The organism is Marinovum sp. E3, from assembly GCF_055755275.1.
The window spans coordinates 2,831,261-2,856,939 of sequence record NZ_CM146908.1; the positions used below are offsets into that span (position 1 = coordinate 2,831,261).

Genomic DNA, 25,679 nt, shown 5'->3' on the forward strand with positions numbered 1-25,679 from the left:
CGACCACCGAGGTGTGTCGCGGGGCGGTTACGAGGGCTGCGGCAGACGGCGGCGCAGCCGTTCTTCGATGCCGCGGCGGCGCCAGCCCGGGGCGACGTAGAGGCGCTCGATCTCCGGCGCGTCCCCGGCCCCGCGGCTCCAGAGCAGGTAGCCGCGCAACACGCCTTCGGTGCGATAGCCGAGCAGCCCGGCGCCCCGGGCCAGCCGGCGGGCGATGGCATCGATGCGGGCGGTGTCGCCGCGATGCAGGGCGGCGATGGCCGCGAGGTCGGGATGGTCTGTGGACATGAAAAAAGCCTCCTTGGCGTTGTGCCGGAGGCCTTTGATCATGAAATGCGCGCCCCCGGCTGTCCGGGGGATATGCGCGCGGGCCCCGAGGTCAGGCGCGCTCGGAATACTCCATGGTTTCGGTGTTGACGACGATATCCTCGTCCTGGCCCACGAAGGGCGGCACCATGACCTTGACGCCATTGTCGAGCACGGCGGGCTTGAAGCTGTTGGCGGCGGTCTGGCCTTTGACCACCGGCTCGGTCTCGACCACCTTGCAGGTGACCTTCTGCGGCAGCGAGGCGTTCAGCGCCTCCTCTTCGTGGAATTCCACCACGATGGTCATGCCGTCTTGCAGGAAGGGGCGGCGCTCGCCGAGGATCTCGGCGTCGAGCTGCACCTGGTCGTAGGTCTCGGTGTCCATGAAGATCAGCTGGCCGCCGTCTTCGTAAAGGAACTGCATGTCCTTCTGTTCCAGCCGCACGCGCTCGACCTTGTCGGCGGAACGGAAGCGTTCGTTCAGCTTGGAACCGTTGCGCAGGTTCTTCATTTCGACCTGCGCAAATGCACCACCTTTGCCGGGTTTGACATGATCGACCTTGACGGCGGCCCAGAGATGGCCGTCGTGCTCGAGGACATTGCCGGGGCGGATTTCGTTACCGTTGATCTTGGGCATTGTGGCAGGACCTTGTCGAGAGGTTGAAGACGATTTGACGGGACCTATATATCGCGTTCATGCCCAGAGCAAGCTTACCATATCCTGTGCTGCATGCGCAGAAAGCTATGCAAGTATCACATAAGTGGTATGCGTTTGCGGGGTATCCGAATCAATAAAAAGCGGCCATAAGGGCCTTCACGCCAGAAACACAAGAGCAAGAATAAAGGACGATACATGACTGATTTCGTTGATGGTACAGCCTTTAACAGCGAACAGGGCAGCCGTGCCCGCAAGCTGTTTGCCGCCGTGGTCTTGGCTGCACTCGACGACGCCATTGCCGATGACAAGAAATACGGCAACGGCCCCGAACAGATTGCCCGCTGGGCGCGCTCGCGTGATGGACGCGAGGTGCTGTCCTGTGCCGGGATCGACCCGAACGAACGTGTCGTTCAGGGTCTGATGGAATTCGTGGGCAAGGGTGTGCGGACTTCGGTCGCCCTGTCGCGCGAAGAAAGCGAACGGCGCAATGCGGCCGCAGCGGCGGAACGCGAAGCCGCCTGATCTTCCATCTTTTCCAAGACTTGCAAACGCGCCCCGTGATCGGGGCGCGTTTGCGTTTGCAGGGTCAGTCGAGTTCCTGACTGGCCAGGGCGCGATGAATTTCGCGCCGGACAAGGCGGCGAACATTGCGGGTGATCCGCTCGCCCAGTGCGCCCTGAAGCTCCTCGCGGACGATCTCGACCACCATGTCACGCAGGGCCTCCTCGTCGATTGCGCCAAGATCGGACGCGGTCGACACCAGTTCCTCGGAGGCATCGGTGTCGCCATCGTCGCCGGCCTCCGCCTCGGGCGCCGCTTCGGGGCCCGGCACGCTGTTGCGCGAGACAAAGACAAACGGCTTGGCCGGCGGCTGATCGTCGTCCTGATCCAGAGCCTCGGATGTGTCGTCCTGCTGCGCCTCTTCCTGCGCTGCCAGGGTGTCCTGCTGCTCGGCCGGGGTGTCCTGGGGGGCCTCCTCGGCGGCATTCGGCGCGGCTTCGGCCTCGGGCGCATCGGGGTCGTGATCTTCCCAATCCAGCGCCTCCTCCGGTGCCGGATCGGGCGCCATATCGGTGGTATCGGTGGTCTCCGCCTCCGGGGCGTCCGGTTCGGCGGCAGGTGCCTCGGACAGCGCCGCCGCGCCTTCGTTGCTGCCGGCAATCAGCGCTTCGAGCGCCGCGATCTTGGCCTCGAGCGTCTCGGGCTCGGCCGGCGCCTCGGGCAGATCATCCGCAGATACACTCTCGGCTACGGCCTCCTGCACCGCCTCCGCGGCCGGCTCCGCGACATGATCGGCGAAGACCTCGGGCGCGGCTTCGGCGCCCTCGTCGACAGCCTCTTCGAAGGGCGCTTCCTCGATCGCTTCCGGGGCCGGCGAGTCGGGCTCTGCCCGGCCGCCGTCGTGCACGCGCAGCGCCGGGGTCAGCACCAGGGCTTCCGGTTCCTGGGGGGCCCTGGCCTCTGGCGGCACGGCCTTCTCGGCCTCCGCCCGCCGTGCCTGCATTTCTTGACGTGCCTCTTCGGACACCAGCCTGCGAATAGATGACAGGACATCCTCGATCTCCGAGGATTTGACAGGATCTGACATTATTTTCACCACTTTGCCTCGCCGGGAGGATACCCCGGCGGGGCGCACCGCACAACCGATAGCGAAAATTGCGCGGGGTTTGTGGCGGGTGGACCTCAGTCGCCGATGCGGCGCAGCACCCGGTCGAGCTTGTCGCCCTGAAGGCTCTTGACCGGCGCGTTCCTGATCAGCCGATAGTATTCCGCCGGGTCGTAAAGCTGCACGTTCAGACCGAGATGCTTGGCGGTCATCAACCCCATGGCCGACAGGACCTGATAGGCGGCAATCGTGCGGTCGGCCACGGCGGCGGTATAGGCCACCTCGGCGTCAAGCAGATCCTGCTCGGCGGTCAGAACGTCCAGCGTGGTACGCTGGCCCAGGGTCGCCTCTTCGCGCACCCCCTGAAAGGCGACACGGGCAGCGCGGATCTGCCGCTCGGTCGCCTCGATCGAGGCATTCGCCACGCGCAGCGTGGCCAGCGCGGTGCCCACGTCCTGCGCCACCCCAAGCTGCACCACATGCAGGTTGCTCCGCGCGGCATCGGCGCGCGCCTTGGCCTGACGCTCCAGTGCCGACAGCTGGCCCCCGCGATAGATGGGGCCGCCGAAATCGACCGAGACCGACCCGGTGTTGGAATAATCGCCGCTGTTGAAATCGCCGGATTTGGTGACCCGTCCCGAGAGCGAGACCTGCGGCTTGACCGCCGCTTCGGCCCGGCGCAGGTTGATATCGGCGGTAGAGACCTGGTATTGCGCCTGGCGCATCGACGGATGCGTACGCACGGCGATCGCCTTGGCCGCGTCTTCGTTGCGCTCGACATCGGGCAGCCGCGTCACCGCAACGAGATTGTCCGGCCCCGAACCCACAGCGGCACGGTATTCCTCGATCGCGCGCAACAGATCGCCTTCGGCCGCAGCAAGATTGGCCCGGCTGGCCGCCAGCCGCGCCTCGGCCAGCGACACGTCGGTGCGCGTCACCTCGCCCACCTCGAACCGGTCGCGTGCGGCCCGCAGCTCCTGCTGCACCAGCCGCAGGTTGTTCTGCCGCAGGGACACGGTTTCCGAGGCGCTGCGCACACCCACATAGGCCACGACGGCGCGCAACAGCACCTGCTGCTCGATCACCACAAGCCCTTCGCGCGTGGCCAGCACCGCCTCCTTGGCGGCATCGACCTGAAGCCGCGAGGCGCCGAAATCATAAAGCAGCAGTTCGGCCACGATGGAAAAGCTGGCGCTGTCATCCTGAAAACCGGTGCCGGCGCCGGTCGTGGCGGAATAGCTGTAACCGAAATCGCGGCTGAACGAAGAGCTCCAGCTCACGATCGGGCGCAGCGCGGCAACCGCCACCGCGACATCCTCGTCGGCGGCGCGCAGCAAGGCGCGGTTCTGCTGCAACAGGCCGGAATGCGTATAGGCGCTGGCCAGCGCATCGGCCAGCGTCTCGGCCTTGGTCGCCACCGGCGCCAGCGCCAGTGCGATAGTCAAGGCGCCCCGCCTCATTGCATTGCGGATCATTGCCTGTCTCCTGAACTTGCCACTCGTTGATACGCCATCTGGGCCCGCCTCCGTCGCTGCAAAAGCCACGCGGTGCCGCTACAGCGCAAATTCCCTGGAACTCTGGTATCCGGGCAACACCGGCGCCGCCGCGTTGAAGGCAAACCGCCACGAGATCGCACCGTTCTGCTTGTAACCCAGCCGCACCGTGCCAAGCGCGCCCTCCATGAAGAGCGCGGCAATGCGGCCGCCGTCCTTGAGCTGATCAGCAATGGCCTCGGGCAGATGCTCGATGCCGCCCTCGATTACGATGACATCGTAGGGCCCGTGTTCCGGTGCGCCGGCGTCCAGCGCCGCCTCGTGCATGATCACCCCGTCGGCGCCGTGATCCGACAGCGCGCCCTGCGCCTCGGACACCCGGTCGGCGTCGTCCTCGACGGCAACAACCGCCTCGGCCATCCGCGCCATCACCGCTGCCGCATAGCCGTAGCCCGCGCCGATATCGAGCACCAGCTCTCCCCCCGAGATCGCCAGGCCATCCAGCATCTTGGCCAGCGTCCTGGGTTCGAGCATCACCCGGCCCGGCGCGAATTCGATATTCTCGCCGACATAGGCGGCCTCGCGCTTGTCACGCGGGGTATAGACCTCACGCGGGACGCTGAGCATGGCATCGATGATGGGAAACTTGGTCACGTCGGACGGGCGGATCTGGGTATCGACCATGAAGGTCCGGCGCTGGGCATAGTCGGTCATGTCTAAACTCGTCGGTTCAGGAACGTCAGCTCCGTCTTGCCACAAACCCTCTCGCCCGGCAATGACCGCATCGGGGTTTTCCGGCGCGGCGCAGCCGGCAGATGGCCCGGGCCGGCCGCGTGCCGCGCCTCCCGGCTCAATGCCGGCGGTTCAGCAGCCCCGACAGCTCGCAGGCGATCGCCAAGGCGGCCTCGTCATGCACCGCCGGCCCCGGAAGCTCGCGCGCGGCGGCCTCTTCCATCGGGTCGAAACGCATGCCGGCGGTGCCCTGTGTGCGGGCCGCGGCCGAGGCGCGCAGCTCGACGATCGCCGCCACCTTGGGCCGCAGCGCCTCCAGCATGTCGGCGGTCACAAATAACGGATCGGCTTCCGCGTCGGGCTCGTTCGACGGCGCCCGGTCGGCCAGCCAGAGCAACACCACCGGCCCCTTGATCCGGCTGATCAGCAAGGTCATCCGCGCCAGCCAGGCCGCCTGAAGCTCCTCGCGCACCATGCGGAACCGATCGGGGCTGATCGCCGCCAGCTCGCCCAGCAGGTGCCGGGTAAAGTGGAACTCGGTGAAATCCACCTCGCGAAACACCGCCTTGAGCATCGCCGAGGCGTTGATGAAGCGGTCGTTGCGGCGCGGGTGCACGCTGTACAGCCGGTTCGACATGTTCTGCGCCCCCATGATCTGCACCACCGTGGCCCGCGCCCGGCCCGCCGCCTCGAGCAGGGCACTGTCGTTGACAAAGGCATCCACCCCGGCATTTACACAGCCGAAATTCACGCAGGCCAGGCCAAGCGCCTCTTCGGTCAGCGCCGGAAACGGCGTTTCAATGAATTTTCCATAGGTCTCGGTGCCGCCGAAAAAGGCGACATATTCGCCCTCGAGCCGGCGCCGGGGCCCCCGGAACACCAGCCGCGACGCCCCGTAGCGACAAGGAAGATAGTCGGGGGCCGCACCCCCGGTCATGTCATAGGTCATCTCACCCACCTGATTTTTCTCACCCGGGACGAGCCTCACCCGATTCGATTTCGAAATGCCTAAACGATGGATTTATGGCGATGTTTAACGGAAACTCCGCGGCCGCCCGCCCTTGCCCTCGGCCCGCGTTGCTGCCTATTGTCTGGCGAGCAGAACGAGGGCAGGTCATGGAAATTCAATCGATCGGTGTGATCGGCGCGGGCCAGATGGGCAACGGCATCGCCCATGTGATGGCGGTGGCCGGCTATGACGTGGTGATGACCGATATCTCCCAGGAGGCGCTTGACGCGGCGGTGGCGCGGATCGGCAAGAACCTCGGCCGACAGGTCTCCAAGGGCACGCTGAGCGCCGCAGACCAGGCCGCGGCCCTGGCGCGGATCCGCACCACGCTTGAGACCGCGGAGGTGGCGCAGACCGATCTGGTGATCGAAGCCGCGACCGAACGCGAGGAGATCAAGCAGAAGATTTTCGACGCTCTGCTGCCGCATCTCAAGCCGAACACCATCCTGACCTCGAACACCTCGTCGATCTCGATCACCCGGCTGGCCAGCCGGACCGACCGGCCCGAGAAATTCATGGGCTTCCACTTCATGAACCCGGTGCCGGTGATGCAGCTGGTCGAGCTGATCCGCGGCATTGCCACCGACAAGGACACCTATGACGCCTGCCTCGGCGTGGTCGAGCGGCTGGGCAAGACCGCCGCCTCGGCCGAGGATTTCCCCGCCTTCATCGTCAACCGCATCCTGATGCCGATGATCAACGAGGCGGTCTATACGCTGTACGAAGGCGTCGGCAATGTCACCTCGATCGACAAGGCAATGAAGCTCGGCACCAATCACCCGATGGGGCCGCTCGAGCTGGCCGATTTCATCGGCCTCGACACCTGCCTGGCCATCATGAACGTCCTGCACGACGGTCTGGCCGACACCAAATACCGCCCCTGCCCACTGCTGACGAAATATGTCGAGGCCGGCTGGCTCGGCCGCAAGACCAAACGCGGCTTCTACGACTACCGCGGCGAGCCCCCCGTGCCGACCCGCTGACCCCGGGGACCACGCCCCGGCTGCTTCCTCTTGCCGAAAATACCGCGGGGGTGAGGCCGCAGGCCGAGGGGGCTGGCCCCCTCCTGCCGCCATCGCCCCGGCGCGGCTGCTGTCTAGCCTCCCAGCCCGAGCGTATGGGCGCGCAGCCAGGCCATCATGCGGCGCGGCTTGCTGTCCCAGCTGCGGATTTCCTCGGGCGTGATCGGGGTGCCGATGATCGGCGCCTGCGGCCGGTTGCAGGCATGCATGACCTCGTGGATCAGCAGCCCCTGCCGAAGGGTGGCCGACACCTTGTTGGCGATCTGGTAAAGGCGCGAGTTCTGGCCGGGGAAATGGATCGGCACCACCGTGGCGCCGGAGCGGGTGATCATCTTGGCGGTAAAGGGATTCCAGACCGCCTCGACCGCCTTGCCGAAGAAGGTGTCGCTGGCGGCGACAACCCCCGAGGGGAACAGCACGATCACCCCGCCCTGGCGCAGGTGATCCATCGCCGCCTTGCGCATCTCCAGGCTCTCGACACGGGCGTTTTCCTCATGCGGGAACGGCACCGGGATCATCAGGTCCTCGATCTCGCTCACTCCGGAAAGCAGGTTGCGCGTCAGGATCTTGTAGTCGGTGCGCACCCGGCCCACCAGTTCCGCCAGGACCATGCCGTCCACCAGCCCGTGCGGATGGTTGGCCACCACGATCACCGGGCCGGTCGCCGGGATGCGGGCGATCTGCTCGGCCGGGGTGCGCAGCTCGATCCCCATCAGCTCGAGCGCCTGGCTGAAGAAGGCCGGCCCCTCTTTCGGCCCCTGGCGCTCGAACCGGCGCACCAGGCGCAACAGCGGCAGCTTGCCGGTCAGCCATTCCATCGCCCGGATGGTATTGGCCTTCCACGGATTGGTGAAGGTATTGGCATAAGACAGCTTGCGCTTGTCATAGGGTACCTGCTGGCCCGCCGTTGACGCCTTGCGCCCGGCTGAGGATTGCGCGGTTTCCACCATGGTTGCGTTCAGCATCCTTCCCCGGCAGGCCGTGAGCCGGCCTAGCAGTCTTCTCCGAACCGATCCGCCACCAGGGCTTCGACGGCATCAGCCAGCGCCTCGGCGTCCGGGCCCGAAGTCTGAACCTCAATAGTGCTTCCTTTCGAAGCTGCCAACATCAAAAGCCCCATGATCGAATCCCCCGAGGCGTCGAGGCCGTCGCGCGAGACTTCGGCCCGGGCATCGAATCCCTCGACCACCTCGACCAGCTTGGCCGAGGCGCGGGCGTGCAACCCCTTCTCGTTCACGATCTTCAGAGTGCGGGTCACGGTGTCTGTCATGTAGTCTGATCCGATGAGATATTCTGGCTGTCGATATACTTGCGTCCCGCCTCTGTCGCACGCCTGACGGCGTCGGCAACACCCAAATCGCGGCTTTTCGCCAGTTTGATCAGCATCGGCAGATTGGCGCCATAAAGAATGCGCCGGTTCTCGGGCGCACAGGCCATGAGAGAAAGGTTGGAGGGCGATCCGCCGAACATGTCGGTCACGATGACCACGCCGCCGCCCTGGTCGACGGAATCGGCAGCGCGGCAGATCTCGATCTGCTTGTCGTCGCGCACATGGTCGGGCTCGATCGAGATCGCGCGGATGCCCGGCTGTGCCCCGACCACATGTTCGATCGCGGCCAGGTACTCCCTGGCCAGTCCGCCATGCGCCACAATCACGATGCCGATCAAGGTCGCCGGTCTCCCGTTCATTTCCCGGTCACCGTTGGACAGGGTCCAGCGGCGCCAGCGCGCGCCGCTCAAGCTCTCGGTGCCTAATTGACACCCCCCAGCCCGCCGTTGCAAGCCCTCGGGCAATGCTTTCCGCGAGGGCAACGGAGCGGTGTTTGCCACCGCTGCACCCGAAGGCGACCGAGAAATGCGCCTTGCCCTCATCACGTGCAGCGGGCAGCTGGAAGGTCAGCAGATCAAAGACCTTGTCGCGGAAAACGGCAAAGCGCGGATCGGTGGCAATGTGATCGGCGACCCGGCTGTCCTGCCCGGTCAGCGGGCGCAGGTCGGGCTGCCAATGGGGGTTTTTCAGGAAGCGGCAGTCGAACACCACATCCGCCGCCAGCGGCAGGCCGCGCTTGTAGGAAAAGGACTGCACCGAAACCGCGAGATCATGTCCGCCGCTGCGGGCAAAGATCCGCTGCATCTCGGCCCGCAGATCATGCGGCGACAGCGCCGAGGTGTCGATCAGCACGGTGGCCTGATCGCGCAGCGCGCCCAGCATCTCGAGCTCGATCGCGATGCCGGCCTCGGGCGTGCCGTCGGGCGCCATCGGATGGCGGCGGCGGGTCTCGTTGTAGCGGTTGGCCAGCACGCCGGCCTCGGCCTCGAGCACCACAAGCTCGGCGTTCTGCCCGGTGAGCTGGGCGATATTGGCCAGCAGCGTCGTCAGGGCCGCCGGCGAGAAATCTCGGGTGCGGACATCGATTCCCAGCGCCATGTCGCGGCTCAGCCCGCCGTCGAGCAGCGTCGGCGCCAGCGCCAGCGGCAGGTTGTCGATGGTCTCGAACCCCATATCTTCGAGCGCGTTCAGAGCCGTAGACCGCCCCGCCCCGGAGGGGCCGGTGAGCAGAACAAGGCGGTTGGGTGCATCGGGATGCATGGGGTCTTCGTCTCCTGGGGCGCCGGGGGTCAGTCGCGGCGACCATGCACAAGATACTGCCTGATTGCAGCAGGGAAATACCTTTCGTCGCGATTGTGAACCAAAGCGAGCGAAACGCCGGCGATTTCGGTCTGCCGCAGGGGCGGCAGCCGCTGCTGCTCCATCCGGTCGAGATCGACGGCGAGGGCCAGGGTCACCGGCGGATGCGGGTCGGCCCCAAGAAGGCCCAGGAACCTGGCCTCGATCCGCCCCGAGATCGCCGGCGGGCAGGAGGCGACCAACGCGCCGTCCTGCACCTCGACCAAGGTGCGGTCATCGGCCACCAGGCCTGCCCCCAGCGCCATCAGTTCGAGCGCCAGCGCCGATTTGCCGCTGCCGGACGCGCCCAGAATGACAACACCGCGGCCCCGGAAGGCCACGGTGCTTGCGTGCAGAAGCTGCGCCATTTTCTAGACCGGAAGCCCCACGACGAAACGCGCGCCCAGCGGCTCGGAGGTGATGTCGGCCTCGGTGGGGCGAATGTTCTCGGCCCAGATCACCCCGTCATGCGCCTCGACGATCTGTTTCGAGATCGCTAGGCCAAGGCCGGAATTGTTGCCGAAGTCATGCTCGGGCCGGTGCGAGTAGAAGCGCTTAAAAATTTTGGTCAGCGCTTCTTCCGGGATGCCGGGGCCGGTGTCTTCGACCACGATGAGCACGCGGTTCTCGCGCTGACGGGCCCAGACGCGGATCGCATCGCCGGCCTCGCAGAAGCTGATCGCATTGGTGATCAGATTGACGAAGACCTGCGCCAGACGCGCCTCGAGACCATGCACCATGATCGGCGCCTCGGGCAGATCGGTGATGAATTCGATCTCCTTGGTCTGCGCTTCCTTGCCGAGGAAGTCCCCGAGGTTGCCCAGGAGGTCGAGCAGGTTGAACTGCGCCTGTTCTTCCTTGACCAATTCGCTGTCGAGCCGCGAGGCATCGGAGATGTCGCTGACCAGCCGGTCGAGCCGACGCACGTCGTGATCGATCACGTCGAGCAGCTTGTCGCGGTGATCCTCGCGCTTGACCATGCGCAGCGAGCCCACCGCGGAACGCAGCGAGGCCAGCGGATTCTTGATCTCGTGGCTGACGTCGGCGGCGAATTGTTCGTTGGCGTCGATGCGGTCATAAAGCGCCGTGACCATGCCGCGCAACGCGCCCGACAGCCGGCCGATTTCATCGGGGCGTGCGGTCAGGTCGGGGATGCGGATGCGGCCCTTGGCGTCCTTGCGGCGGTCGCGGTCGCGGCCCAGCTCGGCGGCTTCGGCGAGATCGGAAATCGGGTTGGAAATGGTCGAGGCCAGCACCAGCGACAGGCCGATCGAGACCAGCGTCGCCACGAGGAACATCTGCAAGACCCGCTCGCGCTCGGTGCGCACCAGCTTGTCGATCTCGCCAGAGGCCGAGACCAGGACGATGGCGCCGATCGGCGCGCCGCCCTGTTCGATCGGCGTGCCGACGGTAAAGACCGTGCCGCCATCGGCGGATTCGGTGGTGCGTACGGTGGTGTTGCCGGCCAGCGCCGGGCCAGCCAGATCGATCAGGTGTTCCTCGAAGGCGGCAAGGCGCTCTTCTTCGGAATCGGTGACCAGCCGCGCCACCGCGTCCCAGATCGAGCCGAGCAGATCGGTGATGACGGTATTTCCCTCATCCTCGGGCGCATCGATGCTGTCCGAGGCGGAACGGCCGACGATGGCCTGCGCCGGGTCGAAGACAAAGACCTCGGCGCCGCGGCGCAGCTCGATCCCCTCGAGCGTTGCGGCGACATCGACGCCATCGCCGGTGACGAGGCTGACCGGCGCGCTGCCCGGCAGCTGCGCCTCGAAGACATCGGCGATCAGTTCGGCCTCGCTGACGAGGCCCGAGGCGCGCTGTGCCGCCAGACCGTCGCGCGAGGAGTTGAGATAGAGAATGCCACCGACCAGCACGTTCAGCGCGATCAGATTGAACATGATGATCTTGCGGGTGAGCGGCGACGTGCGCAGCGAGAACAGCCCGCGTCGGGCGCGGCTGTCCTGAAGCTCCTGCTCGACGGTGCCGTCGGGCGCGACCCAATCGTCGCCCAGAACAACGTCACCCCGCCGTTTGGAGCCTGTCTCGGGCACGCCCATTTCCTCGACCAGAGCCATTATTCTTCGTTGTACCGGTAACCGATACCATAAAGCGTCTCGATGGCAGAGAAATCATCGTCGACGCTGCGCATCTTCTTGCGCAGGCGCTTGATGTGGCTGTCGATGGTGCGGTCGTCGACATAGACCTGATCGTCATAGGCGACGTCCATCAGCTGATCGCGCGACTTGACGAAACCGGGGCGCTGGGCCAGCGCCTGCAACAGCAGGAATTCGGTCACGGTGAGCGACACGTCCTTGCCCTTCCAGGCCACCGCATGGCGCAGCGGATCCATCCGCAGTTCGCCGCGTTCGATCACCTTGGTTTCCTCGGTGTCGCCGACGGCGCCGGTCTCGACCGCGTCCTGGCGGCGCAGCAGCGCGCGGATGCGTTCGACCAGAAGCCGCTGCGAAAACGGTTTCTTGACGTAGTCGTCGGCGCCCATGCGCAGGCCCAGAACCTCATCGATCTCGTCGTCCTTGGAGGTCAGGAAGATCACCGGCATGGTCGATTTCTGGCGCAGGCGCTGGAGCAGGTCCATGCCGTCCATCCGCGGCATCTTGATGTCCAGCACCGCCATGTCGGGCATCTTCTTGTTGAAGGCTTCAAGCGCCGTCTGGCCGTCGTTGTAGGTTTCGACTTCGAAGCCCTCGGCCTCAAGCGTCATTGCGACCGACGTCAGGATGTTCCTGTCATCGTCCACCAAGGCGATTTTAGACATTGGGTGTGTCCTTATGCTGCTCAACTGTCATATTTTTTTGCGCCATTATGCCTTGATATGCGGCGGGCAATCAATCGTTAACTGCGAATCACGTCGCCAGCCCCCCGGAAGCAGACCCGAAAAGTACGAAGGAATGGCTAAATTGCCTCACCTTTCGGACCCCGCGTCACCGACGCGAAATATGATTGCGCTAAACCGTGATTTGGTGGCGCTAACTGCGTCCCTGCGTCCTGTTCACCCTAAGAAACCCCATGTTACACCAGTTGGACCGAGGCCCGGGACAGGGCCGCGGGGGCGGCGCGTTCTGCCGTCAGCAACAAGACTTTCCGGCGCGAGACGCACGGATACATGGAGAAAGAAAATGGCATTTGGACGGGTGAACCCGCAGTTCCGGCTTGAAGATCAAGGGATCGAGGGTCTGGGCAATGTCTATTACAACCTCATGGAACCGGCGCTGATCGAAGAGGCTCTGCGGCGCGAGGAAGGCACATTGGGCCAGGGTGGCGCGTTTCTGGTCTCCACCGGCAAATTCACCGGCCGTTCGCCCAAGGACAAACATGTCGTCAAGACCGAGAGCGTCGCCGACAGCATCTGGTGGGACAACAATGCCGCGATGTCGCCGGAAGGCTTTGACGCGCTCTACCAGGACATGCTGGCCCATATGAAAGGCCGCGATTTCTTTGTGCAGGATCTCGTCGGTGGCGCCGATCCGGCACATTGCATCGATGTGCGCATGGTGACCGAGCTGGCCTGGCACGGGCTGTTCATCCGTCACATGCTGCGCCGCCCCGACCGTGAGGACCTGGACGAATTCGCCGCCGATTTCACCGTCATCAACTGCCCCAGTTTCACCGCCGACCCGGCGCGCCACGACTGCCGGTCGGGCACGGTGATCGCGATGAACTTTGACCGTAAGCTGATCCTGATCGGCGGCACCGAATACGCCGGCGAGAACAAGAAATCGGTCTTCACCCTGCTGAACTACCTGCTGCCGGAAAAAGGCATTATGCCGATGCACTGCTCGGCCAACCATGCGGTGGGCAACCCGGTCGACACGGCGATCTTCTTTGGCCTGTCGGGCACCGGCAAGACCACCCTCTCGGCCGATCCGGCGCGGGTGCTGATCGGCGATGACGAACATGGCTGGTCGGATCGCGGCACCTTCAACTTCGAAGGCGGCTGCTATGCCAAGACCATCAACCTCAGCGCCGAGGCCGAGCCCGAGATTTTCGCCACCACGACGAAATTCGGCACCGTGATCGAGAACATGGTCTATGACGAAGAGACCAAGGAGCTCGACTTCGAGGACGATTCCCTCACCGCCAACATGCGCTGCGCCTACCCGCTGGAGTACATCTCCAACGCCTCGCACAGCGCGCTGGGGGGCCACCCAAAGAACATCATCATGCTGACCTGTGACGCCTTTGGCGTGCTGCCGCCGATCGCGCGGCTGACCCCGGCGCAGGCGATGTATCACTTCCTGTCGGGCTTCACCTCCAAGGTGGCCGGAACCGAACGCGGCGTGACCGAGCCCGAGCCCACTTTTTCGACCTGCTTCGGCGCGCCCTTCATGCCGCGCCGGCCCGAGGCCTATGGCAACCTCCTGCGCGAAAAGATCGCCAAGCACGGCGCCACCTGCTGGCTGGTCAACACCGGCTGGACCGGCGGCGCCTATGGCACCGGAAGCCGGATGCCGATCAAGGCCACCCGCGCCCTGCTCACCGCCGCGCTGGACGGATCGTTGGCCGATGCACAGTTCCGCAAGGATCCGAACTTCGGCTTTGACGTGCCCACCGGCGTGCCCGGTGTGCCCGAGGTGCTGCTGGATCCGCGCCGCACCTGGGACAATCCGACGGCTTATGACGCCCAGGCCGAGAAACTGGTGCAGATGTTTGCCGACAACTTTGCGCAATACACGCCTTTCATCGATGACGATGTAAAGGCGGCCGCCATCGGCTGATCTTTTATTGACGCCCTATCAATAAAACCCCCGATGCCTGGCATCGGGGGTTTTTTATCGCTTTGCTGAATGCCCGCGTCTCACTCCGGGCAGTATATATTTCGACCATTCGGTCAGGAAATAAGCATCTCTTCCGGCGAGGTCCCGCGCTCCAATGCCTGGGCGAACCAGCCGGGCTTGCGGCCACGGCCTGTCCAGGTTTGTGTCGGATCATCGGGGTTCTGATACTTCGGCGCCGAAATCTTGCCGCCTTTGCCGGTGGTCAGGTCGGAAAGGGAGAACCCCATCTCCGCCGCCTTGGCCTCGAGGGCTGCCAGTGCTTCTTTTTTCTTTCTGTCCTCGAAAGTACTGATCGCCTTGGCCACCTGTTTTTGCAGCTGCTTCAGTTCTTTCAGAGACAATCCGTCCAGATCGATTTCCGGCATGTTCTCTCCGATAGCTGTCGTTTTGACAATTTAGATCGTTAATTCATCGTGATTAGGCAGTCAATTCCGATATTTGTGACATCAGGTCAACAAATAAATTGTTAACGGCCTCTCCAGAGTGGCAATTCCACCACCAAGACCATCGGAACAATCCGGTTGGTCTCATTCTGATGCAACATATAGGCGACTACTCGACAGAAAGTCAGCCTTGGATTTTCAGTTGGCAAAATTCAGCCAATTTCCGCAATTGACGCTGATGCGCATCGGCTGGAATTGCCATTTCTGGCGTGGCTTGCAAAGCCGCTGAAATCACCGATTGCAGATCGGACGATTGTGGCGCACCCTCACTCAATGCAAGGCCTAGGCCCTTAGAAACAAGGCAGAACGGGAGGTGAGGGAATGAATATCGCGATGTGGTCGGGGCCGCGCAATCTCTCGACTGCGCTGATGTATTCCTTTGGCGCCCGCCACGACTTCGACGTCTGGGACGAGCCGTTTTACGCGGCCTATCTCGCGCAGAGCGGACGGGCCCACCCAATGCGCGATGCAATCCTTGCCGCCGGCGAGGCCGATCCCGCATTGGTTGCACGACGCTGTATGGCGCCAGCTCCGGGCGGTCAGAAAAATTTTTACCAGAAACACATGAGCCAGCACATGCTGCCGGGAATCGACCGAGACTGGTTTGCCGCTGTCGCGCATGTCTTCCTGATCCGGCACCCCGCCCGCGTGCTCGCCAGCTTCGATCGCAAGCTGGAGCGTCCCGGACTCGAGGACATCGGATTTCGGCAGCAGGAAGAGATCTTCGACCAAGTCTGCGCCGAGGGCGCCCCCGCCATCGTGATCGACAGCGCCGATATCCGCCGTGCGCCCGGGACGATGCTGACCCGGCTTTGCGCCGCCCTGGGCATTGCCTACGATCCGGCCATGTTGCACTGGCCCGCCGGTGGCCATGCCCGCGATGGCGTCTGGGCGCCCCATTGGTACGATGCGGTGCACCGCTCGACCGGCTTTGCTGGCCCCGAGGGCCCCCTGCCGGCGCTCTCCGACCAGTTGCAGACGGTCTCGGAGGCCGCTCTGCCGCATTACCGCGCCCTGCGCTCCCACGCCCTCCCCTGCCCCCAAGAGGCCCCGGAATGACCCAGCAAGACCGCCCCCCCCCGCGCCCCCGAACAGGCCGGCGCCGACGAGGGGCTGATGCTCGATCCGCATGGCTTCGTGAACACCACCAACGTCTTCATCGTCCGGCGCGGCGAGGTTTGGACCTCGACCGGCGATTACTGCATGAACGGGGTGACCCGGTAAAAGGTGATCGACCTCTGCCGCGACAATGGCATTCCCGTGTTCGAAAAGAACTTTTCGCTATACGAGGTCTATGGTGCCGACGAGGCCTTTCTGACCGGCACTTTCGGCGCGCAGACACCCGTGGCCGAGGTGGACGGCAAGAAAATCGGCACACGGTCCGGCGCCGGCCCGGTAACGGAGCATATCCGGGCGCTCTACAAGGCGTTGATTGCCGAGAATGTGGCAAAGCAGGCAAAGCGCAATTGAATGCCGCGCCAGCGTTTGAATGAGTTCCGAATTGTCCGGGAAATTTCCGCCTGTCACCCCATTTCGGGGGGAAGTGGCGGACCGAGGAGGATTCGAACCCCCGACCCCCTGATTCGTAGTCAGGTACTCTATCCAGCTGAGCTATCGGTCCGTGGAGGCGGGGTATAAGTCAGGGCCAAAGGGTCTGCAAGAGCGAATTCGAAGAAATTCACAAAGTTCCGCTCGGCAGGCGAATTTCAAAGACCGAGCCCTCCGGTCCGGTACGTTCCAGCGTCAACGCGCCGCCGTGCCCACGGATCAACTCGGCGGCAATTGCCAGCCCCAGACCGCTGCCGCCCTTGCGCGCGCCGCCCTGAAACGCCTTGAACAGATGCTCCTGCGCCTTGGCCGGCAGGCCCGGCCCGGTGTCGGTCACCCGGATCAGCCAATGCTCCTCCGCCTCTTCGGCGCAGATGTTGATTTCGCCGGGCTTGCCGGTGGCCATGATCGCCTGCCGCGCGTTGCGCACCAGATTCGACAGCACGCGATAAAGCTGTTCGCTGTCGGCGCGGATGTGCAGGGTGGCGGGCACATCTTCGGAATAGCTGAGGTCGTATTCGCCGGTCGCCAGCCGCTCGCTCTCCATCACGTCGGAAACCAGTTCCGCCAGCGGCACCCGGGTCAGCACCGGCGTCGGCTCTTCGGCGCGACCAAAGGCCAAGGTGGCCTCGCAGAGATTGACCGCACGGGTGATCGAATTCACCAGCTTCGGCGCCAGCCGCTTAACGCCGGGATCCTCGGACATCTCGATCCGGTCGGTGAAGAGCTGGGCCGAGGTCAGGATATTGCGCAGGTCGTGGCTGACCCGCGCCACCGCGCCGCCCAGCTGCGCCAGTCGCTCCTTCTGCTTGAGCGCATGGGTCAGCTCGGTTTCGAGCATCTTGAGCGCCTCCTCGGCCTCGCGCAGCTCGCGCACGCCGGCGGAGGGCTTTATGATGCGCCGGCCGTCCTCGGGCGCGGCGGCATAGGCCTGCATCTGGCCGACGACGCGCTTGATCGGTTTGACGAGGAACACCCGCACGGCGAGGAACAGCAGAAAGGCGGTGGCGATCGAGATCACCGCCGAAAGGAACAGGATGCGCAGCCCGTAGTCGATCATCGCCATGCGCAGCGGCGCGGTGTCCATCGACACCTCGATCAGCAGGCCGGCGTCGCGCAGCGGATTGCCGATCACCCGGATGATCCGCGGCTCGGGATCGACCAGCCGGCGCAGCCCATCGAGGATCAGCGTCAGCGGCGAGGCGTCGCGCAGGTCATAGGTCACGTCGACCGGCTGCGGCATCGGCGACGAAAGAATCAACTGCCGCGCCTCGTCGCGCCGGAGCACGACGTTGTAGACGCCGGCGTTGCGCAGCAGCTCATCCTCGAGATCGGCGTCGATCATGTCGTTGGCCAGCAGCGAGAGCGAGGCGATCTGCGCCCGCTCCAGATGGCCCAACAGGTAATCCTGCCGAAAGCGCGCCACCGAGGGAACAAAGACCATGACCTCCGCCAGCATCACGAAGACGGTTGTCAGGATCAGAAATCGCCCGGACAGCGAATTGAGCATTTGCGGCCAACCCCTTACGGCACCCAGCGCTGGATCAGCCCAACGATGCGTTTGACCGTTGGATTATCAAACAATCGGGGCGAGAAATAGGCCCCCGCTGCGCGTTTGTTGATCTCTCCGACCGTCGGATAAGGCGAAACCATGGCCGCCACATGCTTCATCTTGAGCTTGTTGGCGATCACCAGCGACCAGAGATTGGCCAGTTCCCCGGCCTGGTGTCCGGCGATGGAGACGCCCACGGGGCGGCCTTTCACCACCATGACCTTGATCAGCCCCGCAGTCTCGCGCTCGGTGATCAAACGGTCGCTGTGCGCGAATTCGAACCGGGTGACTTCCAGCCGGTCGCCATGCGCCGCGCGCGCCTGCGCCTCGGTCAGCCCGACCTGCGCCAGTTCGGGCGCGGTATAGGTGGCCCAGGGGATATGCGCCGTCGAGGTCTTGGCCGGCAGGCCGAAGAGCGCCGAGCGGATGACGATGCCGGCGTGATAGCCCGCCACATGGGTGAATTGCAGACCGCCCGCCACATCGCCGATGGCATAGACCCGGCGGTTGGTCGATTTGAGGCTGTCATCGACCTTGACGCCGGCCTTGGTCGTTTCCACCCCGGCCTTGTCCAGATCGAGGCTGTCCAGGTTCGGATTGCGCCCCACCGCCATCAGCAGGTGAGACCCCTTGAAAACGCGGCCGTCCTCGACCTCGACCTCGATGGCACCCGCCTGCCCGCGCACCTCGGCCGCGGCGGCCTCTTCGACGATCTCGATGCCTTCGGCGCGGAGCTGGTCGAGCACGATGGCCGCGGTTTCGGGATCGTCCTTGCCCAGCGCCTTGGCGCCTTCGATCACCGTCACGGCCGAGCCAAGCCGCCGATGGGCCTGCGCCATTTCCATGCCGATCGGGCCGCCACCGATGATCAGCAGGTGCTCGGGCCGCTCGCGCAGATCAAACAGCGTCTCGTTGGTTTCATGCGGCACCTCGTCGAGCCCCGGGATCGGCGGCACCAGCGGCGACGACCCGGTGGCGATGACGATGCGCCGGGCCGATATCAGATGTTCGCCGGCCTGCACCTCGCTCTCCGAGACAAACCGCCCGAATTCACGGATCACCCGCACGCCCAGGCCTTCGAACCGCCCCACCGAATCGACCGGGGCGATCTGTGCGATCACGCCTTTCACGTGATCCTTGGCGGCAGCGTAATCCACCTGCGGCGTCACATCGGCGACGCCGTAGCGGCGGGCATGCGCCTGACCATAGGCCGCCTTGCTGCTGGCGATCAGCGCCTTGGAGGGCACGCAGCCATAGTTCAGGCAGTCGCCGCCCATCTTGTGACCTTCGAGCAGCACCACATCGGCGCCCATCTGGACCGCGCCGGCAGCGACCGACAGCCCGCCAGAGCCCGCCCCGATCACCAGGATATCGGTCTTGATCTTATTCATGGCTCAGATCTCTTTTTTGCCGCGAACGGATTTGATCACGATGGGCAGCGCGGCCAGCGCCGAAAGACCGAGCAGGGGGCCGAGGATATGGGGCTCCCAGAGCAGACTCAGATCGGGGCTTTCGCCACGGTCGAATACCGCGCCGAGACCGACGCCGATCCAGGTAAAGACGATGGCGCCCGGCACGATGCCCAGGGCGGTGGTCCAGAGGAAATTGCGGAATTTCACGCCGACCAGCGCCGGCAGCAGATTGGCCACAAAAAACGGCACCGCCGGCACCAGGCGCAGCAGCAGAAGCACGCTGATCTCGTTTTCCCGCAGCCCTTCCTTGAGCCGGCGCAGCGTGCCCTCCGAGGCCTCGAGCTTGGCGGTCAGCGTCTTGCCCAGGCCCCATCGCGCGGCGAGAAAGATCGCCGTGGCGCCGATGGTGGCGGCGGTGACGTTAAACACGGTGCCGGCCGCAAGGCCGAACAGAAAGCCGCCGGTGACCGAGGCCACGGCCGCGCCGGGCAACGAAAAGGCGACGATGGTGACATAGACCGCGACAAAGCCCAGCGCCACGAGCAGGTAGTTGCTGTCGCGCCAACCCAGCAGAAGCTCGCGATTCTCGCGCAGCGTCTCGAAGGTGAGATAATCGCGCAGGGTAAAGAACCCCACGATTGCGACCGTCAGGATGGCGATCAGCGGCAGATTGCGCACGAACGCCGGGCGGGCCTTGGTCGGCGGCTGTGGGGATGTCATATCGGTCATTCTATCGACTTTCTCAGGTCTGGCCTGTCTTTTCTCTCCTGAAACATGAGGCCGCGGCCAGAGCGGGCACAGCACAATCACGCCCGCTTGATGCAAGGTGACGGGATCGAGGGCTTTTGAAAGGCCGAAAGCGGGTTTTGAAACATTTGACGACCCCTGCGACAAAAAATGTTGCAGTGCCGGGCGAATGGGCTCATGCGGGGTTTGACTTGGCGGCGCATGGCCCCTATAGCACGGGCTTCAGATTGCCGCCGCACGCGAATCCGCGTGGCCCGTGATGGTGTGCGGCCCGGAATGGCCAGGGATGGCCCAGTAATTGGAGACGGAGCGATGAAACGCACCTATCAACCCTCGAACCTCGTGCGCAAACGGCGCCATGGCTTCCGCGCGCGCATGGCCACCAAGGCCGGCCGCAAGATCCTGAACGCCCGCCGCGCCCGTGGCCGGAAGTCGCTGAGCGCATAAGCGCTCGTCGCGTTCTGACAGATGACACCGCCGGAGGCCCCCGAACTTGGCAGCGATGCCAGCCGGGGAACCCATGCCCCGGCGGTTTTGTCATGCCCGGAAATCCGGGTTCTGAAAAAGCGTGCCGCCTTTCTCGCCGCCGCCCGCGCGCGGCGTCAGGGCACCGGCGGCTTTCTGTTGCAGGCCCGCCGGCGCGGCGATGACGATGCGGCGATCGGGGTGGGCTTTACCTGCTCCAAGAAGGTGGGCAATGCCGTCGCCCGAAACCGCGCCAAGCGCCGCCTGCGCGAGATTGCCCGGCTGATCCTGCCGGAGCTCGGCCAGCCCGGCTGGGATTACGTGCTGATCGGCAAGGCCGAGGCCACCGCCGCCCGCGATTTCACCGATCTACAGAATGACCTGCGCTATGCGCTGCGCAAGGTGCACGGGGGCGGCAGGTGAGCCCGCTGGCCTTTGTCGTGTCGCTGCCGGTGCGCGTCTATCGGCTGATCTTCTCGCCCTGGGTCGGGCACAATTGCCGTTATCACCCGACCTGCTCGGCCTATGCGATGGAAGCGCTGGAGAAACACGGCGCGCTGCGCGGCGGCTGGCTCACCCTGCGCCGCCTGTTGCGCTGCCATCCCTGGGGCCGTGGCGGCATCGACAACGTGCCGGACTGACCGGCCCCGGGCCGGGCTATTGCACATTGGGCTGCGGCGCGGTCGGGCGTTTCTTTGCCAATCCCTCGCGCCAGGCCAGAAGCACCCCGCCCGCAATGATCACCGCCGCGCCCAGCATCGAAACCGGCACCGGCATCGTGCCGAAGACCGTGAAATCGATCACCGCCGCCGAGAGCAGCGTGGCATAGCTGAAGGGCACCACGAGGCTTGCCTCGGCGCGGGCCACGGCGTTGAAAAAGCAGCTTTGCGCCAGCGCCATCGACAGACCGACGCCCGCCATCCCGGCCCATTGCGCCGGCGAGGGCCAGACCCAGAACGGCAGCATCACCGCGGTGGCGATGCTGAGCCCGATCAGGTTGTTGACCAGGAGCACCTGCACCGGTGCCTCGCGCCCGGCCAGCCGCTTGATAAAGATCACCTCGAGCCCCAGCGCCAGCGCCGCGCCCAGTGCCAGCAGGGCGCCGGACTGAAACGCCCCGGTGCCCGGCCGCAGCAGGATCATCGCGCCACAAAAGGCCAGCCCGGCGGCGGCCCAACGCACCGGCCCCACCCGTTCGCCCAAAAGCGGGATGGCAAAGATCATCGCGAAGACCGGGTTGAGAAAGGAAATCGCCGTGGCATCGGCCAGCGGGATCGCCGCCACCGCGGCAAACATCAACGTCACCCCGGCCCAGCCGCAGGAGGTCCGCTGCACATGCAGCACCCAATGCACGCGGGTAAAGCGTGGCCGCAGCACCGCAACCACGCCGGAAAAGAACAGCCCGGCAAAGAGGAACCGGCCGAAAGTGACCTGAAGCGGATGCAGAATGCCGCCCAGCGTGCCGGAGCCCAGCGCCTTGGCAAAGGCTGTCGAGCTGGCAATGAAAACGGTCGCCAGCAGCATCAGCGCGATGGCAAGGGGGGGATTTTCGGCCTTGGCTTTGAACATGCTGCGCAGTTGCGCTTGCCGCGCCTGATTTGGCAAGCCCCGACGTGCCGTTCAGCCAAAGGCGGCGGGATAGACCAGCGTCTTGGCCGGGATATTCTCACCCGGGGCGAGAATCAGCGTGTGGTCGACCGGATACGGCGAGGCGAGCCCGGCCGCCCGGTCGCGCGAAAAGCCACAGCCCGTGTAAAAGCCCGGCTCGCCCAGCACCACCACGGTCTGCCCGGCGGCCCCGGCCCAGCCCGCCAGCATCTTGATCATGCGCCGGCCATGGCCCCTGCCCTGCCATTCCGGGTGGATCGCCACCGGCGCCAGACAAAGCCAGCCCCGGGGCTGGCGCATCTGCGACAGGGCGAAGTATCCCACCACTTCCGCCTGCCCCTCTGGCCCCGGCAGCACGCTTTCGCCGGCCATCGCGCCCGCCTTGCGCAACCTGGCCACCAGCCGCACCTCCGCGTCACCGCCAAAGGCCGCGCGCAGCAGGCCGTCGACGGCAGGCTCTTCGCCGGGTTTCATCGCGCGCAGGAATCCGGGGGTTTGCAACATCTCGTTTTTCCGATTGCCGGGACAGGTGGCGCGAGGCTAGCCTCTGCCCATGTCAGAGACCAGCCAAAGCGGCGCCTGCCATTGCGGCACGGTGCAATTCACCGCCCGCCTCGCGCGCGGCCTTGCCACCGCCAGCCGCTGCGATTGCAGCTTTTGCCGGATGCGTGGCGCGGTGGCGGTGACGGCCGAGGCGATCGACATCCATCGGGGCCGCGAAGCGCTGACGCTCTATCAATTCGGCAGCTTCACCGCCCGGCACTTCTTCTGCGCCAAATGCGGCATCTACACCCACCACGAACGCCGCTTTCCGCAAGGCCAGGTGGCGGTGAACGCCGCTTGCCTCGCTGGCGTCAGCCCCTTCGACCTTGCCGAGGTGCCGGTGTTCGACGGGCAGGAGCATCCCTCGGATCGGGGCGGCGTGGAACGGCTGGCCGGCGTGTTGCGGTTCACCGCCAAGGCGTGATCAGCGCCCCGACAGATGCAGCAAGGCGCGGCGCAGCGCGACGACATCCTGCGGATCGAGACCGGCGACAAGCCGCGCCTCGTAGTTTCTGGCCACCCCGCGCAGATCGCGATAGGCAGCCTGCCCCGCCGAGGTCAGCGTCAGATGCTCGACCCGCCGGTCGGCCGCATCCTCCTCGCGCAGCAGGAACCGCCGCGTCTCGAGCCGCGCCACCGCCCGGCTGATCTTGGTCTTGTGCACCTGCGCCATGCGGCCGATGTCGCGCGCCGTCATCCGCCCGTAGATGCCGAGGTGAAACAGCACCCGCCAATCGGTGCGCAGCATGCCGTAGCGGTCCTTGTAGATCTTCTGAAACCCGTCAGACGCCACCTCGGAGGCCTGATTGAGCAGATAAGGCAGGAAGAACTGCACATCGAAATCGTCTTTTTCGTCCATGTTTCCGCGATTACCCGTTGTTAGTTACAAAATCAACTATTACCTCAGAGCGCAACAGGAGGACGCGCCATGAAAGACACCCCGCAATCCGCCCCGCTGACCCAGGCCAAGACCCCGGTTGGCACCACGCCGGGCTATATGCCCGGGTTCGGCAATGATTTCGAAACAGAGGCCCTGCCCGGAGCCCTGCCGCAAGGCATGAACAGCCCGCAGAAATGCGACTATGGGCTGTACGGCGAACAGCTCTCCGGCACCGCCTTTACCGCCGATCCGCCCGAGCGGACCTGGACCTACCGGATCCGCCCTTCGGTCAAACATTCGCACCGCTATACCAAGATCGATCTGCCGCAGTGGAAGAGCGCCCCCAACGTCAACCCCGATGTCGTCTCGCTTGGACAGTACCGCTGGGATCCGGTGCCGCATACCGAGGATCACACCTGGTTGACCGGCATGCACACGATGACCACGGCAGGCGACGTCAACAGCCAGCTTGGCATGGCGAGCCATGTCTACCTGGTCACCGAGTCGATGGTCGACGAATATTTCTACTCCGCCGACAGCGAGCTTCTGGTGGTGCCGCAGGAGGGCAAGCTGCGCTTTGCCACCGAGCTTGGCATCATCGACCTTGAACCCAAGGAAATCGCCATCCTCCCGCGCGGGCTGGTCTATCGCGTCGAAGTGCTGGAAGGCCCCTGCCGCGGGTTCGTCTGCGAGAACTACGGCCAGAAGTTCGAGCTTCCCGGCCGCGGCCCGATCGGCGCCAACTGCCTCGCCAATCCGCGCGATTTCAAGGCTCCCGTGGCGGCCTTCGAAGACCGCGAAGTGCCCTCGACCGTCACCGTCAAGTGGTGCGGCCAGTTCCACCGGACCGAGATCGGGCAAAGCCCGCTCGACGTCGTTGCCTGGCACGGCAACTACGCGCCCTACAAATACGATCTGCGGACCTATTGCCCGGTCGGCGCGATCCTTTTTGACCACCCCGACCCCTCGATCTTTACCGTGCTCACCGCCCCCTCGGGCGTACCCGGCACCGCCAATATCGATTTCGTGCTGTTCCGCGAACGCTGGATGGTGGCGGAAGACACCTTCCGCCCACCGTGGTATCACAAGAACATCATGTCTGAGCTGATGGGCAATATCTATGGCCAATATGACGCCAAACCACAGGGGTTTGTGCCGGGCGGCATGAGCCTCCACAACATGATGTTGCCGCACGGGCCGGACAGAAACGCCTTTGAAGGCGCCTCGAATGCCGATCTCAAGGCCGAGAAGCTGGAAAACACCATGTCCTTCATGTTCGAGACGCGGTTTCCGCAGCAACTGACCGAATTCGCCGCCAAGGAGGCGCCGCTTCAGGACGACTACATCGATTGCTGGACCTCGCTCGAGAAGAAGTTCGACGGCACGCCGGGGCGCAAATGACCGCCCCTGGCAGGACAGGCCGCGCGGCATGAGCGGCGTCGGCCTGAAACTGCTGGTGATCCTGCCGGTCCTTCTGGGGGGCGGCCTGTTCTTTTATGCCCTGCACCGGCGCAACCGCGCCGAGCGCAGGCAAGACAAGGATGACGACACGACATGAAGCTTTATTCCTACTGGCGCTCGACCACCTCGATCCGGGTCCGCGCCGCGCTCAACCTCAAGGGGCTGGACTATGATATCCAGCCGGTCGATCTTGTCGCCGGCGTCCAGCGCGGCGCCGACTATACTGCGGTAAACCCCGGTCGCGGCGTGCCGGCGCTGGTGCTGGATGACGGCACGGTCCTGACCCAAAGCCTCGCCATCCTCGACTATCTCGACGAGGCGCACCCCGAACCGCCGCTGCTGCCCCAAGGCGCGGTGGCCCGGGCGCAGGCCCGCGCCGCGGCACATCAGATAGCGCTCGACATCCATCCGGTCAACAACCTCAAGGTGATCGGCCAGCTCAAGGCGCTGGGTCACAGCCAGGCGGACACCGTGGCCTGGATGCTGCACTGGATGCGAGAAGGGTTCACCGCCTTCCAGGGCCTGATCCGCCCCGACACGCCCTTCTGCTTCGGCGAGGCCCCCGGGCTTGCCGATCTCTGCCTCGTGGCGCAGATCTACAACGCCCGGCGCTGGGACGCCGACCTCGCACCCTTTGCGCGGCTGGTGGAGATAGACGCCCGCTGCCAGGAAATCGAGGCCATCGCCCGCGCCATGCCCGATACCCAACCCGACGCCCCCTAGGCTG

At 64.9% G+C, this 25,679-nt stretch carries 31 protein-coding genes, 1 tRNA gene and 1 pseudogene; 12 read left to right on the forward strand and 21 right to left on the reverse strand.

The window, feature by feature from the left end:
• Positions 1 to 27 precede the first annotated feature (27 nt).
• Both AC0J5K_RS13860 and efp read right to left on the reverse strand, forming a co-directional pair.
• Positions 28 to 288 carry a hypothetical protein gene (locus AC0J5K_RS13860; RefSeq protein WP_274566062.1) on the reverse strand — a complete coding sequence of 87 codons (261 nt, stop codon included), beginning with the start codon at positions 286 to 288 and terminating at the stop codon, positions 28 to 30.
• Between the two features lie 91 nt (positions 289 to 379).
• A complete protein-coding gene (gene efp / locus AC0J5K_RS13865) occupies positions 380 to 943 on the reverse strand; it encodes an elongation factor P (protein WP_048532899.1) in 564 nt (187 codons plus the stop codon).
• A gap of 216 nt (positions 944 to 1,159) precedes the next feature.
• On the opposite strand from efp, the gene AC0J5K_RS13870 reads away from it, so the two are divergent.
• Positions 1,160 to 1,486: a DUF6280 family protein gene (locus tag AC0J5K_RS13870; protein WP_048532900.1), complete on the forward strand. Its 327-nt coding sequence runs from the start codon at positions 1,160 to 1,162 to the stop codon at positions 1,484 to 1,486.
• 64 nt (positions 1,487 to 1,550) lie between these two features.
• Here AC0J5K_RS13870 and AC0J5K_RS13875 read toward each other — a convergent pair whose 3' ends face one another.
• The 4 genes from AC0J5K_RS13875 to AC0J5K_RS13890 all read right to left on the reverse strand — a co-directional run bounded on the left by AC0J5K_RS13875 (position 1,551) and on the right by AC0J5K_RS13890 (position 5,744).
• On the reverse strand, positions 1,551 to 2,552 hold the full coding sequence (locus AC0J5K_RS13875; RefSeq protein WP_274566063.1) for a prolipoprotein diacylglyceryl transferase: 1,002 nt from the start codon (positions 2,550 to 2,552) through the stop codon (positions 1,551 to 1,553).
• A gap of 95 nt (positions 2,553 to 2,647) precedes the next feature.
• On the reverse strand, positions 2,648 to 4,015 hold the full coding sequence (locus AC0J5K_RS13880; protein WP_274566064.1) for a TolC family outer membrane protein: 1,368 nt from the start codon (positions 4,013 to 4,015) through the stop codon (positions 2,648 to 2,650).
• Between the two features lie 108 nt (positions 4,016 to 4,123).
• A complete protein-coding gene (locus tag AC0J5K_RS13885; protein WP_048532903.1) occupies positions 4,124 to 4,777 on the reverse strand; it encodes a protein-L-isoaspartate O-methyltransferase family protein in 654 nt (217 codons plus the stop codon).
• 136 nt (positions 4,778 to 4,913) lie between these two features.
• Positions 4,914 to 5,744 (reverse strand): DUF6473 family protein, encoded by an 831-nt coding sequence (locus AC0J5K_RS13890; protein ID WP_274566065.1) that lies wholly within the window; start codon positions 5,742 to 5,744, stop codon positions 4,914 to 4,916.
• Between the two features lie 167 nt (positions 5,745 to 5,911).
• On the opposite strand from AC0J5K_RS13890, the gene AC0J5K_RS13895 reads away from it, so the two are divergent.
• Positions 5,912 to 6,787, forward strand: a complete 876-nt coding sequence (locus tag AC0J5K_RS13895) for a 3-hydroxybutyryl-CoA dehydrogenase (RefSeq protein WP_274566066.1) — start codon at positions 5,912 to 5,914, stop codon at positions 6,785 to 6,787.
• 113 nt (positions 6,788 to 6,900) lie between these two features.
• Here AC0J5K_RS13895 and AC0J5K_RS13900 read toward each other — a convergent pair whose 3' ends face one another.
• From AC0J5K_RS13900 to AC0J5K_RS13930, 7 genes are read right to left on the reverse strand one after another with little or no spacing between them, the layout of a single operon-like run.
• The gene (locus tag AC0J5K_RS13900) at positions 6,901 to 7,776 is read right to left on the reverse strand and encodes a lysophospholipid acyltransferase family protein (protein ID WP_274566086.1); all 876 of its coding nucleotides are present in this window, start codon (positions 7,774 to 7,776) and stop codon (positions 6,901 to 6,903) included.
• Between the two features lie 41 nt (positions 7,777 to 7,817).
• Entirely contained in the window at positions 7,818 to 8,096 is a 279-nt protein-coding gene (locus AC0J5K_RS13905; RefSeq protein WP_048532906.1) for an HPr family phosphocarrier protein, read from the reverse strand.
• Positions 8,093 to 8,494 carry a PTS sugar transporter subunit IIA gene (locus tag AC0J5K_RS13910; protein WP_048532907.1) on the reverse strand — a complete coding sequence of 134 codons (402 nt, stop codon included), beginning with the start codon at positions 8,492 to 8,494 and terminating at the stop codon, positions 8,093 to 8,095. The genes AC0J5K_RS13905 and AC0J5K_RS13910 overlap by 4 nt, the downstream gene beginning before the upstream one ends.
• A 28-nt stretch (positions 8,495 to 8,522) precedes the next feature.
• A complete protein-coding gene (gene rapZ / locus AC0J5K_RS13915) occupies positions 8,523 to 9,416 on the reverse strand; it encodes an RNase adapter RapZ (protein WP_048532908.1) in 894 nt (297 codons plus the stop codon).
• Positions 9,417 to 9,445: 29 nt separating this feature from the next.
• Complete coding sequence (locus AC0J5K_RS13920; protein WP_074836145.1) at positions 9,446 to 9,862, reverse strand: HPr kinase/phosphorylase; 417 nt, start codon at positions 9,860 to 9,862, stop codon at positions 9,446 to 9,448.
• A 3-nt stretch (positions 9,863 to 9,865) separates the two neighbouring features.
• On the reverse strand, positions 9,866 to 11,572 hold the full coding sequence (locus AC0J5K_RS13925; RefSeq protein ID WP_048532910.1) for a sensor histidine kinase: 1,707 nt from the start codon (positions 11,570 to 11,572) through the stop codon (positions 9,866 to 9,868).
• On the reverse strand, positions 11,572 to 12,273 hold the full coding sequence (locus AC0J5K_RS13930; protein WP_048532912.1) for a response regulator transcription factor: 702 nt from the start codon (positions 12,271 to 12,273) through the stop codon (positions 11,572 to 11,574). Before AC0J5K_RS13930 ends, AC0J5K_RS13925 begins: the two co-directional genes overlap by 1 nt.
• 361 nt (positions 12,274 to 12,634) lie before the next feature.
• Between AC0J5K_RS13930 and AC0J5K_RS13935 the strand changes: the two genes are divergently transcribed.
• A complete protein-coding gene (locus tag AC0J5K_RS13935; protein ID WP_048532913.1) occupies positions 12,635 to 14,233 on the forward strand; it encodes a phosphoenolpyruvate carboxykinase in 1,599 nt (532 codons plus the stop codon).
• Positions 14,234 to 14,346: 113 nt separating this feature from the next.
• Here the strand turns inward: AC0J5K_RS13935 and AC0J5K_RS13940 are convergent, their stop codons facing one another.
• Complete coding sequence (locus AC0J5K_RS13940) at positions 14,347 to 14,658, reverse strand: H-NS histone family protein (protein WP_048532915.1); 312 nt, start codon at positions 14,656 to 14,658, stop codon at positions 14,347 to 14,349.
• Between the two features lie 399 nt (positions 14,659 to 15,057).
• Between AC0J5K_RS13940 and AC0J5K_RS13945 the strand changes: the two genes are divergently transcribed.
• A complete protein-coding gene (locus tag AC0J5K_RS13945; protein WP_274566067.1) occupies positions 15,058 to 15,795 on the forward strand; it encodes a sulfotransferase-like domain-containing protein in 738 nt (245 codons plus the stop codon).
• A 30-nt stretch (positions 15,796 to 15,825) separates the two neighbouring features.
• A pseudogene (locus AC0J5K_RS13950) lies at positions 15,826 to 16,206 on the forward strand (aminotransferase class IV); the annotation flags it as partial.
• Positions 16,207 to 16,280: 74 nt separating this feature from the next.
• Here AC0J5K_RS13950 and AC0J5K_RS13955 read toward each other — a convergent pair.
• The 4 genes from AC0J5K_RS13955 to AC0J5K_RS13970 form a co-directional block, all read right to left on the reverse strand.
• Positions 16,281 to 16,357: transfer RNA gene (locus AC0J5K_RS13955), tRNA-Arg, on the reverse strand.
• A 57-nt stretch (positions 16,358 to 16,414) separates the two neighbouring features.
• Positions 16,415 to 17,794, reverse strand: a complete 1,380-nt coding sequence (locus AC0J5K_RS13960) for a sensor histidine kinase (protein ID WP_048532917.1) — start codon at positions 17,792 to 17,794, stop codon at positions 16,415 to 16,417.
• A gap of 14 nt (positions 17,795 to 17,808) precedes the next feature.
• On the reverse strand, positions 17,809 to 19,227 hold the full coding sequence (locus AC0J5K_RS13965; RefSeq protein ID WP_274566068.1) for a dihydrolipoyl dehydrogenase family protein: 1,419 nt from the start codon (positions 19,225 to 19,227) through the stop codon (positions 17,809 to 17,811).
• 3 nt (positions 19,228 to 19,230) lie between these two features.
• Positions 19,231 to 19,977, reverse strand: coding sequence for a TVP38/TMEM64 family protein (locus tag AC0J5K_RS13970; RefSeq protein WP_274566069.1), 747 nt, complete (start codon positions 19,975 to 19,977; stop codon positions 19,231 to 19,233).
• Positions 19,978 to 20,307: 330 nt separating this feature from the next.
• On the opposite strand from AC0J5K_RS13970, the gene rpmH reads away from it, so the two are divergent.
• From rpmH to yidD, 3 genes are read left to right on the forward strand one after another with little or no spacing between them, the layout of a single operon-like run.
• Positions 20,308 to 20,442 (forward strand): 50S ribosomal protein L34, encoded by a 135-nt coding sequence (rpmH, locus tag AC0J5K_RS13975; protein WP_005980833.1) that lies wholly within the window; start codon positions 20,308 to 20,310, stop codon positions 20,440 to 20,442.
• 21 nt (positions 20,443 to 20,463) lie between these two features.
• The gene (rnpA, locus tag AC0J5K_RS13980; protein WP_074836140.1) at positions 20,464 to 20,883 is read left to right on the forward strand and encodes a ribonuclease P protein component; all 420 of its coding nucleotides are present in this window, start codon (positions 20,464 to 20,466) and stop codon (positions 20,881 to 20,883) included.
• Entirely contained in the window at positions 20,880 to 21,101 is a 222-nt protein-coding gene (gene yidD / locus AC0J5K_RS13985; protein WP_074836138.1) for a membrane protein insertion efficiency factor YidD, read from the forward strand. The genes rnpA and yidD overlap by 4 nt, the downstream gene beginning before the upstream one ends.
• 16 nt (positions 21,102 to 21,117) lie before the next feature.
• On the opposite strand, the gene AC0J5K_RS13990 is transcribed toward yidD, so the two are convergent.
• Both AC0J5K_RS13990 and AC0J5K_RS13995 read right to left on the reverse strand, forming a co-directional pair.
• Positions 21,118 to 22,029 (reverse strand): DMT family transporter, encoded by a 912-nt coding sequence (locus AC0J5K_RS13990; protein WP_074836137.1) that lies wholly within the window; start codon positions 22,027 to 22,029, stop codon positions 21,118 to 21,120.
• A gap of 51 nt (positions 22,030 to 22,080) precedes the next feature.
• Positions 22,081 to 22,572, reverse strand: a complete 492-nt coding sequence (locus AC0J5K_RS13995) for a GNAT family N-acetyltransferase (RefSeq protein WP_274566075.1) — start codon at positions 22,570 to 22,572, stop codon at positions 22,081 to 22,083.
• A gap of 49 nt (positions 22,573 to 22,621) precedes the next feature.
• On the opposite strand from AC0J5K_RS13995, the gene AC0J5K_RS14000 reads away from it, so the two are divergent.
• Positions 22,622 to 23,035: a GFA family protein gene (locus AC0J5K_RS14000; protein ID WP_074836134.1), complete on the forward strand. Its 414-nt coding sequence runs from the start codon at positions 22,622 to 22,624 to the stop codon at positions 23,033 to 23,035.
• Here AC0J5K_RS14000 and AC0J5K_RS14005 read toward each other — a convergent pair whose 3' ends face one another.
• Positions 23,036 to 23,470, reverse strand: a complete 435-nt coding sequence (locus tag AC0J5K_RS14005; RefSeq protein WP_074836132.1) for a MarR family winged helix-turn-helix transcriptional regulator — start codon at positions 23,468 to 23,470, stop codon at positions 23,036 to 23,038.
• Between the two features lie 69 nt (positions 23,471 to 23,539).
• Between AC0J5K_RS14005 and hmgA the strand changes: the two genes are divergently transcribed.
• The 3 genes from hmgA to maiA are packed head-to-tail and all read left to right on the forward strand — an operon-like array spanning position 23,540 to position 25,675.
• Positions 23,540 to 24,892 (forward strand): homogentisate 1,2-dioxygenase, encoded by a 1,353-nt coding sequence (hmgA, locus tag AC0J5K_RS14010; protein WP_420398607.1) that lies wholly within the window; start codon positions 23,540 to 23,542, stop codon positions 24,890 to 24,892.
• Positions 24,893 to 24,920: 28 nt separating this feature from the next.
• A complete protein-coding gene (locus AC0J5K_RS14015; protein ID WP_274566076.1) occupies positions 24,921 to 25,049 on the forward strand; it encodes a hypothetical protein in 129 nt (42 codons plus the stop codon).
• A complete protein-coding gene (gene maiA / locus AC0J5K_RS14020) occupies positions 25,046 to 25,675 on the forward strand; it encodes a maleylacetoacetate isomerase (protein WP_274566078.1) in 630 nt (209 codons plus the stop codon). Before AC0J5K_RS14015 ends, maiA begins: the two co-directional genes overlap by 4 nt.
• The last annotated feature ends 4 nt before the right edge of the window (positions 25,676 to 25,679 follow it).

Bases quoted from the DNA above. Each gene is read 5' to 3' on its own strand.
- AC0J5K_RS13860 (WP_274566062.1), bottom strand. From the start codon at position 288: ATGTCCACAGACCATCCCGACCTCGCGGCCATCGCCGCCCTGCATCGC.
- efp (WP_048532899.1), bottom strand. From the start codon at position 943: ATGCCCAAGATCAACGGTAACGAAATCCGCCCCGGCAATGTCCTCGAG.
- AC0J5K_RS13870 (WP_048532900.1), top strand. From the start codon at position 1,160: ATGACTGATTTCGTTGATGGTACAGCCTTTAACAGCGAACAGGGCAGC.
- AC0J5K_RS13875 (WP_274566063.1), bottom strand. From the start codon at position 2,552: ATGTCAGATCCTGTCAAATCCTCGGAGATCGAGGATGTCCTGTCATCT.
- AC0J5K_RS13885 (WP_048532903.1), bottom strand. From the start codon at position 4,777: ATGACCGACTATGCCCAGCGCCGGACCTTCATGGTCGATACCCAGATC.
- AC0J5K_RS13890 (WP_274566065.1), bottom strand. From the start codon at position 5,744: ATGACCTATGACATGACCGGGGGTGCGGCCCCCGACTATCTTCCTTGT.
- AC0J5K_RS13895 (WP_274566066.1), top strand. From the start codon at position 5,912: ATGGAAATTCAATCGATCGGTGTGATCGGCGCGGGCCAGATGGGCAAC.
- AC0J5K_RS13900 (WP_274566086.1), bottom strand. From the start codon at position 7,776: ATGGTGGAAACCGCGCAATCCTCAGCCGGGCGCAAGGCGTCAACGGCG.
- AC0J5K_RS13905 (WP_048532906.1), bottom strand. From the start codon at position 8,096: ATGACAGACACCGTGACCCGCACTCTGAAGATCGTGAACGAGAAGGGG.
- rapZ (WP_048532908.1), bottom strand. From the start codon at position 9,416: ATGCATCCCGATGCACCCAACCGCCTTGTTCTGCTCACCGGCCCCTCC.
- AC0J5K_RS13920 (WP_074836145.1), bottom strand. From the start codon at position 9,862: ATGGCGCAGCTTCTGCACGCAAGCACCGTGGCCTTCCGGGGCCGCGGT.
- AC0J5K_RS13925 (WP_048532910.1), bottom strand. From the start codon at position 11,572: ATGGCTCTGGTCGAGGAAATGGGCGTGCCCGAGACAGGCTCCAAACGG.
- AC0J5K_RS13930 (WP_048532912.1), bottom strand. From the start codon at position 12,273: ATGTCTAAAATCGCCTTGGTGGACGATGACAGGAACATCCTGACGTCG.
- AC0J5K_RS13935 (WP_048532913.1), top strand. From the start codon at position 12,635: ATGGCATTTGGACGGGTGAACCCGCAGTTCCGGCTTGAAGATCAAGGG.
- AC0J5K_RS13940 (WP_048532915.1), bottom strand. From the start codon at position 14,658: ATGCCGGAAATCGATCTGGACGGATTGTCTCTGAAAGAACTGAAGCAG.
- AC0J5K_RS13945 (WP_274566067.1), top strand. From the start codon at position 15,058: ATGAATATCGCGATGTGGTCGGGGCCGCGCAATCTCTCGACTGCGCTG.
- AC0J5K_RS13960 (WP_048532917.1), bottom strand. From the start codon at position 17,794: ATGCTCAATTCGCTGTCCGGGCGATTTCTGATCCTGACAACCGTCTTC.
- AC0J5K_RS13965 (WP_274566068.1), bottom strand. From the start codon at position 19,227: ATGAATAAGATCAAGACCGATATCCTGGTGATCGGGGCGGGCTCTGGC.
- AC0J5K_RS13970 (WP_274566069.1), bottom strand. From the start codon at position 19,977: ATGACCGATATGACATCCCCACAGCCGCCGACCAAGGCCCGCCCGGCG.
- rpmH (WP_005980833.1), top strand. From the start codon at position 20,308: ATGAAACGCACCTATCAACCCTCGAACCTCGTGCGCAAACGGCGCCAT.
- rnpA (WP_074836140.1), top strand. From the start codon at position 20,464: ATGACACCGCCGGAGGCCCCCGAACTTGGCAGCGATGCCAGCCGGGGA.
- AC0J5K_RS13990 (WP_074836137.1), bottom strand. From the start codon at position 22,029: ATGTTCAAAGCCAAGGCCGAAAATCCCCCCCTTGCCATCGCGCTGATG.
- AC0J5K_RS13995 (WP_274566075.1), bottom strand. From the start codon at position 22,572: ATGTTGCAAACCCCCGGATTCCTGCGCGCGATGAAACCCGGCGAAGAG.
- AC0J5K_RS14000 (WP_074836134.1), top strand. From the start codon at position 22,622: ATGTCAGAGACCAGCCAAAGCGGCGCCTGCCATTGCGGCACGGTGCAA.
- AC0J5K_RS14005 (WP_074836132.1), bottom strand. From the start codon at position 23,470: ATGGACGAAAAAGACGATTTCGATGTGCAGTTCTTCCTGCCTTATCTG.
- hmgA (WP_420398607.1), top strand. From the start codon at position 23,540: ATGAAAGACACCCCGCAATCCGCCCCGCTGACCCAGGCCAAGACCCCG.
- AC0J5K_RS14015 (WP_274566076.1), top strand. From the start codon at position 24,921: ATGAGCGGCGTCGGCCTGAAACTGCTGGTGATCCTGCCGGTCCTTCTG.
- maiA (WP_274566078.1), top strand. From the start codon at position 25,046: ATGAAGCTTTATTCCTACTGGCGCTCGACCACCTCGATCCGGGTCCGC.